Origin of the sequence: Methylobacterium sp. E-025, from assembly GCF_022829705.1 — a bacterium.
Classification (GTDB): domain Bacteria; phylum Pseudomonadota; class Alphaproteobacteria; order Rhizobiales; family Beijerinckiaceae; genus Methylobacterium.
Window position 1 is genome coordinate 1 of the sequence record NZ_JAKSYR010000047.1, and the last position, 8896, is coordinate 8896.

Below are 8896 nucleotides of genomic sequence, written 5' to 3' on the forward strand. Positions count from 1 at the left end.
CGACCGCGGCGACCTGGTGCTCGACAACAAGACCAGCCAGATCCTGCCCTGGCACCGCACCGGCTACACCTTCATCAAGCGCGAGAGCCAGGACGCCGTCGCCTGGGTCTCCCTCGGCGGCGTCACCTCCCCGGTCACCACTGCCAACCGCTGAGGCTCAGGCGGCCTGGAGCGCCGGCTCGGCCTCGACCTCGGACGGGACGGGTTCTTCCGTCATCTCGGCATCCGCCGGCACGGGCCGCTGCGCCGGACGCTTGAGGGCGTCGCGGCGGATCCGGCCGAGCTGCATCTCGATCCGCCCGATGAAGGCGGTGATGTGGGGGGCGACGCCGCGCAGGCTGGCCAGATCGCGCAGGAGGATGTCGACGGCGAGCGCGCGGTCGGCGTCGGTGGGCGAGGCGGCGAGGAACATCTCCACCGCGTGCTGGGCGATGTCGATCGCCCCCGGGGCGCCGTTCTCGGCGAGAGCCCGGATCATGAGATGGATGGGGGGTTGCGACACGGTTGCGATGATCCCTGGCGGCGCGTTGGCCGGCGTCTTGCTGGGACCCTCGAATGCCGATCCCATGGCACCGGCACGCCGTCACGCCGGTGTCACAGTCTCAAGCCGCGAATCACGCCGGAATCAAGGGCTGATCGACCGTGCAGGGCACGCATACCCACGGCGCATGTGCGGGTGGCGCCCTTACATCACCGCGCCGGATCGGAACCTTTCGCCGCCGCCGTGGTTAATTCGCCCTTAATTTTCGATTGAGCCGCCGACCGGAGCGTGCCAGCTTGGGCGCTTCGGCAGGGCGGAGCATCGAGCATGCGGCACGCGGTTGTCCAGGCGGCAGGTGCCCTCGGCGGCATCCGATGGCGCGATGCGGTGCGGCGCACGGGACGCGCCGCGGCCCTGGGCTTCGCCGGAACGATCCTGATGATCGGGGGCGCCTCCACCCAGCCGCGCATCGCCGCCCTTCCGCCCGATGCGGCCACCGCCGTGGAGACCGGGCCGGCGGCGCGGCCGGTGGCGGCCTGGACCGAGTTCTGCCGACGCATGCCGGCCGAATGCGACGTCGACACCCGCGAGCCGGCGACCATCGCGATGAACACCGCCCTGTGGCGGACGCTGGCGAGCGTGAACCGCCGGGTCAACGCACGGATCAGGCCGATCACCGACCAGGCGCACTGGGGCGTCGTCGACCGTTGGGACTTCCCGGATGACGGGTTCGGCGATTGCGAGGATTACCAGCTGCTCAAGCGCCGGATGCTGATCGAGCGCGGGCTTCCCCGGCGTGCCCTGCGGATGACCGTGGTGATCGACGACATCGGCGAGGGCCACGCGGTGCTGATGGTGCGCACCGACCGCGGAGACTTCATCCTCGACAACAAGACCAATACGATCCTGTCGTGGCGCAACACCGGATACGCCTACATCAAGCGCGAGGGGCAGGACGGGCGGGCGTGGGTGACGCTCGACGGCGGCGCGTCGCCGGTGGCGACGGCCAACCGCTGACGGCCCGGCTCAGGCGCCGACGACGAGGGCCGCGAGGTCGAGGGCGACGCGGCCCGAGAGCAGCCCCCAGCCGCAGGCGATGATCGTCGCCAGCATCACGAACGGGATCGGGCGCCCCTCGATCCGGCGCCCGCGCAGGGTGTTGCGCAGGATGATGAACGGAGCGCCGAAGGCCAGCATCGGCAGCGCGGCGACGGCGGTGACGCCGCCGAGCCCGAGCAGGTTGAAGCTTGCGCGGCGCGTCGTGCACAACTCGAACGCGCTCGCGAGCAACCCTGACAGGGCCAAGCCCACGCAGAGCGTCCGGATCGTATCGAGGGCAGCGGGGGCGAGGACCATGACGCGCGCACTCCATCCGAGGATGCGCGCAGTCTAGCCCGGATGTTTACGAAGCGTTAAGCACTTGTGCGGGTTAGCGTTAATTCGTGCACAGGCGAGACGCCGGCCTCAGGCCTCTTCCTCGAGGTCGATGTCGAGGATCGCCATCCGGAACACGAAGGAATCGTCGCCGTCCTCCTTGTCGTCGGAGATCACGCCGATCGACTCCTCGCCGATGTAGACCTCGGCGGAATCGCCGTTCTTCAGTGCCACGATGCGGATGCTGGCATTGGCGAATTTGCGGCGCAGGTAGTCCTGCAGCTTCGCGACTTCGGGCTTGGTCACGCTGTCGAGCCTTTCGGGTTCTTCATGCAGGGTGTCTTCGGCGATGCGCGCCGTGATCGGCGGCCCGCCCGGCGGCCGGGCCACCGCTTGCCACGCCCTCGGCGGTGGAGCAAGCGCGGTGGCCCGCCCGCGTCAGATCCCCTCGGCCATGTGGATGAACTGGTCGATGCTGACGAGCTGATCCATGGCGCGGGCGGGCTCGGCGCAGCCGGCGGTGCCGACGACGCGGGCCGGCACGCCGACCACCGTGGTGTTGGCCGGAACCGGACGCAGGACCACCGAGCCGGCGGCGACCCGGGCGCATTCCCCGACCTCGATGTTGCCGAGGATCTTGGCGCCGGCGCCGATCATCACGCCGCGGCGGATCTTGGGATGGCGGTCGGCGCCCTGCTTGCCGGTGCCGCCCAGCGTCACCGCATGCAGGATCGAGACGTCGTCCTCGATCACCGCGGTGGAGCCGACGACGAGGCCGGTGGCGTGGTCGAGGAACACGCCCCGCCCGATCCGCGCCGCCGGATGGATGTCGCACTGGAACACCTCGGACGACCGGCTCTGGAGGTAGAGGGCGAGGTCGCGCCGGCCCTGGTTCCAGACGTGGTGCGCCAGCCGGTGGGCCTGGATGGCGTGGAACCCCTTGAAGTACAGCACCGGCTCGATCGCGCGGCTGGTAGCCGGATCGCGATCCATCACCGCGACGATGTCGGCCCGGAACGCCTCGCCGATGCGCGGGTCCGCCTGGATCGCCTCGTGGAAGGCATGCGCCACGAGCTCGGACGGCAGCGCCGGATGCCCGAGCCTTGCGGCGACCCGGTGCGAGACCGCGCCCTCCAGGCTGGTATGGTTGAGGATCGTCGCCACGATGAAGGACGCGAGCTGGGGCTCGTCGCGGATCACCGCCTCGGACTCGGCCCGCAGGCGCGACCAGACCGGATCGACGGTGCCGGCGAGCCCGTCGGCGACGGGACGCCCGAGGGCGTGACTGCCAGTCATGGTATGCTCCTCGGTGGCGCGGGACGAAGCCCGATGGCCGGTCGGCGCCGGGGCGCCCCGGCCGGGTCGCGCCGGGTCACGGATGATCACGGGTCGGTTGCGGACCGGCGATGCCCGGTCGTCGCCCGACGCACGCCGAAAGCTTGGGGTGGCGCCGGCCCTCGATCAAGGGTCGTCGCGAGACGCCGGGCACGGCATTGCAACCCTCAGGCGGTCGCTGCCTGCGCCTGGAAGCGCGCCTCGATCGTTTGCGTCAGGCGATCGACCATCACCTCGACGGGGACGTCGGAGGTGTCGACCGTCGCCGAGGCGCGGGCGTAGAGCGGCTCGCGGCTGGCGAGCACCGCCCGCAGCTCCAGCATCGCCGAGGCGTGGTCGCCGGTCATGGCGAGGTGCCCCTGGTCGCGGACCCGCTGCATGTGCTCCTCCGGCCGCGCCTTGAGCCAGACGGTGAAGAACGCCTGCAGCAGGAGGTCGTAGGTGAGGGGCTCGGCGACGATGCCGCCGCTGGTCGCGAGCACCAGCGGGCCGGGATGCTCGGTCAGGCGCCGCAGCGCCGCCTGCTCGAGCCGGCGATAGCCTTCCTGCCCGTAGATCGCGAAGATCTCTTGGACCGAGAGCGCGTTCTCGCGCTCGATCTCGGCGTTGAGCTCGATGAACGGCCAGCCGAGGCGTTCCGCGGTCATCCGCCCGAGCGTGGACTTGCCGGCACCGCGCAGGCCGACCACCGCCACGCGGGGGCGCGGCATGCTGCCATCGCGCGGGCCGCCGGAGAGCGCTTCCTTGGCGGCCGCGATCTGCGCCGGCGAAGCCTGCCCCAGCAGGTCGCGCAGCACCGGCCAATCCGGAATCGCGTCGTTGCCGGTGATCAGGTCGTCGAGGCGCACGCCCATGGCGTCGGCGACGCGCCGCAGCAGGATGATCGAGACGTTGCCCTGCCCGCCCTCGAGCTGGGCGATGTAGCGCTCGGACAGGCCCGACGTCTGCGACAGCAGCTTGCGCGACAGCCCGCGAACCGTGCGCGCATGGCGGACCCGACGACCGAGGTCGTTCAGGAAGAGTGATTCTTGTTCCACCGCGCCGGCCATGGCGTCGTCCGCTTTCCGATTGATCCCAAGCGCGAGACCGGCCTCTCGGCCATCCCGACGCAAGTCATGCGCCGCGAACCTCGCGTGAGGGCGGCCATGACGCGGTCACGCCCGATCTCTCGCGAGACGTCCGGCGCACCCCTGCCCTCGGTGCATGATTGTTTGTCTCAAGGAATTCGAGCGGTTGCGATGCTGCGACGCAAAACGCGTCCGCCTCACCGGTCCTCTCGTCCGACGCCCCGTATGTGTTGCGCTGCGGTCCCGCGGTCAACCCGGCGCGCCGATCGTTGTAGAGACAACGGGTGCGGTTTTCCCGCGCGATGTGCCCGGTTCTCTCACTCGGTGGTGAGTGCGGTGGCTTCGAGGACGGGCTCCCCGGCGGGTGTCCTGCGGGGCGCCGCGGGTCGTACGACGGTGGCGAGACGCTCGGCCGAAGGCCGGCGCGGCGGCAGCGGCACCGCGACCGTGTCCGCCGCCGGATCGACCGATGTGGCGGCGGCCGGCGTCGGCGCTGCCGGCGTCGCGGCGAGGGTCAGGTTGGAAAGGTCGGCGCTGGCCACCTGGACCGGGGCGCCGAAGGCATCGGGCCGGCGCGGCGGCAGCGGCACCGAGACGGTCTGGGCCGCGCCGGCCGAATCGGCCTGGGGCTGATCGGCCGCCGGATCCTGCGTCGGCCGCAGGCTCGCCATCTCAACCGAATCGCCGGCGCCGAAGGCCGCGGGGCGACGGGGCGGCAGCGGCACCGCGACGGTCTCGGCCGGTGCTGCGGCCGCGGTCGGCGCATAGGCCAGGGCGACGTTGGCGGCGGCGAGGTTGGGGTCGGCCGGGGGGGCGCCGGTGAACAGGCTCGCGACCGCGCTCGCCGAGGCGGCGACCGGGGCGACCACGGAGGCGACCTCGGTGGAGATGCCCTGGCGCTTGGCCGCGTAATAGTACCCGCGATTGTAGTAGCCGTAGGCCTGCGTGATGTTGCCCTGTGCCGTGCGGTAGGCGCCGGCGAGGTAGGCGACGCCGTATTTGAGGTTCGTCGCCGGGTCGAGGAGGCCGGCGGCGTCGCCCTGGTAGCCGAGGCTGCGCGCGGTGGCGGGCTTGATCTGCATCAGCCCGAGCGCGCTGCCGCCCTTGGCCTTCGGGTTGTAGTTGCTCTCGCGCTTCACCACCGCGTGGACGAAGCTCGCCGGGACGCCGTTCGCCTTCGCGTGCTGCTCGATCAGCGCATCGATGTTGTCGCGGGCTCCCTGCGCGATGGCCGGGACGGTCACGACCGCCAGAGCTGCGGCGAGGAGAAGGCGTCGATGCATCCTGAAGACCCGGTCCCGCTTGTTCTGGTCAAGCTAGGTCGGGGTCAAATGAGGCCGGAAAGCGGCTCGGATGCGGTCGCCGGTGGGCGACGAGACCGGGGACGCCGGCCTGTGCCCGGCATGCCACAGACGTCGCCCTCTGGGCGTCAGGGCAGGATCAGCCGATCGACCGCCTCGGCGAAGCCGTCGGCATCGTTGGTGTCGGTGAGGTCGGTGGCCGCCGCCTTCACCGCCTCCTCGGCGTTGCCCATCGCCACCGAAGCCCCGCTGCGCGCGAACATCGCCCCGTCGTTGCCGGCATCGCCGAAGGTGGCGATGCGGTCGCGCGCGATGCCAAGATGTTGCGCCATCCAGTCCACGAAGCCGCCCTTGTCGATGCCGGGCGGCGTTACGTCGAGGTAGTAGGCCTGGGAGCGGTGCACGACCGCGCGGCCCTCCAGGGCGCCGCCGATCTCGGCCTCGCAGGCGGCCAGATGCGCGTGGTCCCGGCTGACGCCGACGAGCTTGGAGGCGCGGCCCAGCAGGGGGGAAAGGTCGGCGACCACGTTCGGCTCGGCATCGAGGGTCCGGCGCTCGAGGTCCGTATAGGCCCCCGCCGGGTCGCGCAGGCTCCACGAGCCGTCGGCGAAGACCCAGACGTCGAGTTTCGCGGCGACGAGCCGGTCGACCGCATCCCGGGCGGTGGCCTCCGGGATCAGCCGCTCCTCGATCACGGCGAGGTCCGGGCCGACCACCGTCGCGCCGTTGAAGGCGCCCATCGGCAGGCGGAGCGCCAGGGTCTCGACGAGGCCGCGCAGGCCGACCGGCGGGCGGGCGGACGCCACGGTGAAGCCGATGCCGGCGGCGTGCAGGCGCGCCACCGCCGCGATCGTCCCCGGGCTCAGGCTCTTGTCGGTGCCGACGAGGGTGCCGTCGACGTCCGAGATCACGAGGTCGATGCGCCGTGCGCTCATGCGGATTCGCTTCCGGTTCCGTGGATCTGCGCGACGACCCGCTCCGCGACCGTCTCGGGGGGATCGTCGATCCCGACGACGATCGGGTGCTCGTCGGCGGTCGGCGGTTCGAGGATCGCGAACTGGCTGTTGAGGAGCGCCGGCGCCATGAAATGCCCGTGACGACCGGCGAGCCGGCCGGCGATGAGCGCCCGGCTGCCGTCGAGGTAGACGATCCGCACCCGCCGCGAGCCGCCGGTGAGCACCTCGCGATAGGCGCGGCGCAGGGCCGAGCACACGATCACGCCGGACTCGCCCCGCTCCAGCCGGTGCCGGATCCAGACCGCGATCGAGGCGAGCCAGGGCGCCCGGTCCGCGTCGTCGAGGGCGAGCCCGGCATGCATCTTGGCGACGTGTTCGGGCGTGTGGAAGCTGTCGCCGTCGACGAAGATCCAGCCGAGCCGCTCGGCGACCAGCGCGGCCACCGTGCTCTTGCCCGAGCCCGAGACCCCCATCACCACGAGCACCTGCGCGGCGGGCCGCCCCGCCTGGTCGTTCGATCGGGACGGGCTCACGGGGCTGCGGCTCCGGGTTCGGGTTCGGCGGCGGGATCGCAGCGGACGGATAGCACGCCGCCCGCCCGAGGGGGGAACGGCCGCGTCTCAGCCGGCGCCCTTCCGAAGGCCGGGCTGAAGGTCGGCGACGATCGGGCGGACCGCCCGGTCGCGGAGGAATTGCGGCCCCAGCACCATCCGGAAATAGTCGTACGGGCCGGGCCGCTCGTTCGACATCAGGAACTGGAAATGCATCCGGAACGGCTTCCGGCAGACCTTGGCGTAGGTCTCCGGCGTGAGGATGTCGCGCACCTGCGCGGAGCGCACCAGCGGGTTGGCGATCGGGCCGCCGGCGAGCGGCAGGTCGAGGTCGAGCACTGGGTTGAAGCCCGGGAAGTTCATCCAGTCCTGCGGCGCCTGCACGTCGAGCCAGACGATCCGGCGCGAGGCGATGAGCGTGGCGACCTCGGCGCGGACGTGATCGGCGAAGGGCTGCGCGGCGACGAGGGGCAGGCCGGACCCGAGCGTGACCAGGGCGAGGGCCATGTCGTCCGCCCCGAGCTTCGGGGCGCGGGCCAGGATCCGGGCGGCGACCTCCGCGGCCGTGAGGCCGCCGGTGGAATGGCCGACGATCATCACCTCGTCCGGACGCTCGCCGCGGGCCTCGGCCTCGGCGATCCGCGCCAGGACGCGATCGGCGAACACCTCGAGCCGCTCCGCGTAGTCGCGCCGCCAGCCGTTTCCGTGCTGCCAGTTGAACACCCAGTCGTTCAGCAGCTGCCAGAAGAAGAACCGGTTGAGCAGCGCCTCGATCGCGACGATCCAGGCGATCCCGGCGACGACGGCGAGGGGCAGGGTCACCCAGGACGGCCAGCCGAGGCTGTGCCCGAACCAGTCGCCGAGATGGGCGTGCACCATCGTCCCGATCGCCGCGGACAGGGCCGTGAGCAGCACGACCATGACGAACGGGTAGATGACGACGTTCCCGTAAAGCCAGTTGAGCCGGTAGAACCGGAAGATCAGCCCGCGCAGCAGGGCATGCAGCGTGCCGACGACCAGCAGCAGGACGCTCAGGACCCGCGGCCGGCGGAAATCCCGCGCGACGAGGTCGTCCCAGAGCAGCACGTCGTAGGACGTCGCCGCACGCCCCGGATCCCGGCCCGGACCGACCGTCCAGCTCTGGACGAGGCCGTCCGGGCTGAGGACCGCCGGGGAGATGTCGGGCCGGGGATCGCCGAACCGCTTCGCGTGCCGGAGGAGCTCGCGCACGAACAGGAGGCGATAGCGGGTCCGCGCCTCCGGGTCGTAGCCGGGAATGAAGAACACGTGCCGTCGGCGCACCGTGCCGGGCCGCTCGGCCTGCAAGTCCGGCGGTGTGTAGGAGAGGGGCAGCCTCATGAGCGACGAAGGTTTTCCAAAGTCGTGCGATGTATCGCGGGGCGGCTCGATTGCCATCCCATAGAGCTTCATTTGTGCGAAAACCAGATCGCGCTTCCGGCGGGCGGCATCCCCTGCCCTCCGACCATCGGATCGCGACGGCTTCGTGTGTGCAGCGGGGATCATCACCCTCGATCCGGGCCTGCGCGGCTCAGTGTGTCCGCCCCGCTACGGACAGGGGGCTTCCGTTCGGCTAGGCGTCGAAGCCTCGAAAACGATCAGGCGATCCTGGATGCGCGTTCTTCCTCTGCTCCTGCTCACTGCGCTCGCGGTGTCGGGCTGCTCGGTTCTTCCGGCTTCGGGTCCGACGGCGCGTGCCGTGGAGGCGGGGGCGGAGCTGTCGACGCCGGAGGGGCTGCTGGCGCGCTACGAGCTGGTGGACGTGACCCCGGCGGTGATCGAGGCCCTGCGCGGGCGCCCGCTCGACAGCCTG

General features: G+C 71.4%; 11 protein-coding genes and 1 pseudogene. 3 read left to right on the forward strand and 9 right to left on the reverse strand.

Translation table 11 applies throughout. The features are described from left to right. A partial coding sequence (locus tag MKK64_RS04055) for a transglutaminase-like cysteine peptidase (RefSeq protein ID WP_243932335.1) occupies positions 1–154 on the forward strand: 154 nt, incomplete at its 5' end. Positions 155–157: 3 nt separating this feature from the next. On the opposite strand, the gene MKK64_RS04060 is transcribed toward MKK64_RS04055, so the two are convergent. Further along, positions 158–502, reverse strand: a complete 345-nt coding sequence (locus tag MKK64_RS04060) for a hypothetical protein (protein WP_243932331.1) — start codon at positions 500–502, stop codon at positions 158–160. A 306-nt stretch (positions 503–808) separates the two neighbouring features. On the opposite strand from MKK64_RS04060, the gene MKK64_RS04065 reads away from it, so the two are divergent. After that, positions 809–1498 carry a transglutaminase-like cysteine peptidase gene (locus MKK64_RS04065; protein WP_147842283.1) on the forward strand — a complete coding sequence of 230 codons (690 nt, stop codon included), beginning with the start codon at positions 809–811 and terminating at the stop codon, positions 1496–1498. 9 nt (positions 1499–1507) lie between these two features. Here the strand turns inward: MKK64_RS04065 and MKK64_RS04070 are convergent, their stop codons facing one another. The 8 genes from MKK64_RS04070 to MKK64_RS04105 all read right to left on the reverse strand — a co-directional run bounded on the left by MKK64_RS04070 (position 1508) and on the right by MKK64_RS04105 (position 8424). Beyond that, positions 1508–1837, reverse strand: a complete 330-nt coding sequence (locus MKK64_RS04070; protein ID WP_147842284.1) for a DUF6949 family protein — start codon at positions 1835–1837, stop codon at positions 1508–1510. A gap of 108 nt (positions 1838–1945) precedes the next feature. Then, positions 1946–2161: a DUF3126 family protein gene (locus tag MKK64_RS04075; RefSeq protein ID WP_147728559.1), complete on the reverse strand. Its 216-nt coding sequence runs from the start codon at positions 2159–2161 to the stop codon at positions 1946–1948. A gap of 132 nt (positions 2162–2293) precedes the next feature. Further along, the gene (cysE, locus tag MKK64_RS04080) at positions 2294–3151 is read right to left on the reverse strand and encodes a serine O-acetyltransferase (RefSeq protein ID WP_147728555.1); all 858 of its coding nucleotides are present in this window, start codon (positions 3149–3151) and stop codon (positions 2294–2296) included. Between the two features lie 206 nt (positions 3152–3357). Next, positions 3358–4263, reverse strand: coding sequence for a helix-turn-helix transcriptional regulator (locus tag MKK64_RS04085; RefSeq protein WP_281406289.1), 906 nt, complete (start codon positions 4261–4263; stop codon positions 3358–3360). A gap of 311 nt (positions 4264–4574) precedes the next feature. Next, positions 4575–5540, reverse strand: a complete 966-nt coding sequence (locus MKK64_RS04090) for a lytic transglycosylase domain-containing protein (protein WP_243932332.1) — start codon at positions 5538–5540, stop codon at positions 4575–4577. 146 nt (positions 5541–5686) lie between these two features. Beyond that, the gene (locus tag MKK64_RS04095; RefSeq protein WP_243932333.1) at positions 5687–6493 is read right to left on the reverse strand and encodes a Cof-type HAD-IIB family hydrolase; all 807 of its coding nucleotides are present in this window, start codon (positions 6491–6493) and stop codon (positions 5687–5689) included. Continuing rightward, positions 6490–6987, reverse strand: coding sequence for a gluconokinase (locus MKK64_RS04100; protein WP_243932337.1), 498 nt, complete (start codon positions 6985–6987; stop codon positions 6490–6492). The genes MKK64_RS04095 and MKK64_RS04100 overlap by 4 nt, the downstream gene beginning before the upstream one ends. A 147-nt stretch (positions 6988–7134) precedes the next feature. Beyond that, positions 7135–8424: an alpha/beta hydrolase gene (locus tag MKK64_RS04105; protein ID WP_243932334.1), complete on the reverse strand. Its 1290-nt coding sequence runs from the start codon at positions 8422–8424 to the stop codon at positions 7135–7137. Between the two features lie 271 nt (positions 8425–8695). On the opposite strand from MKK64_RS04105, the pseudogene MKK64_RS04110 reads away from it, so the two are divergent. Continuing rightward, a pseudogene (locus tag MKK64_RS04110) lies at positions 8696–8896 on the forward strand (sugar transporter); the annotation flags it as partial.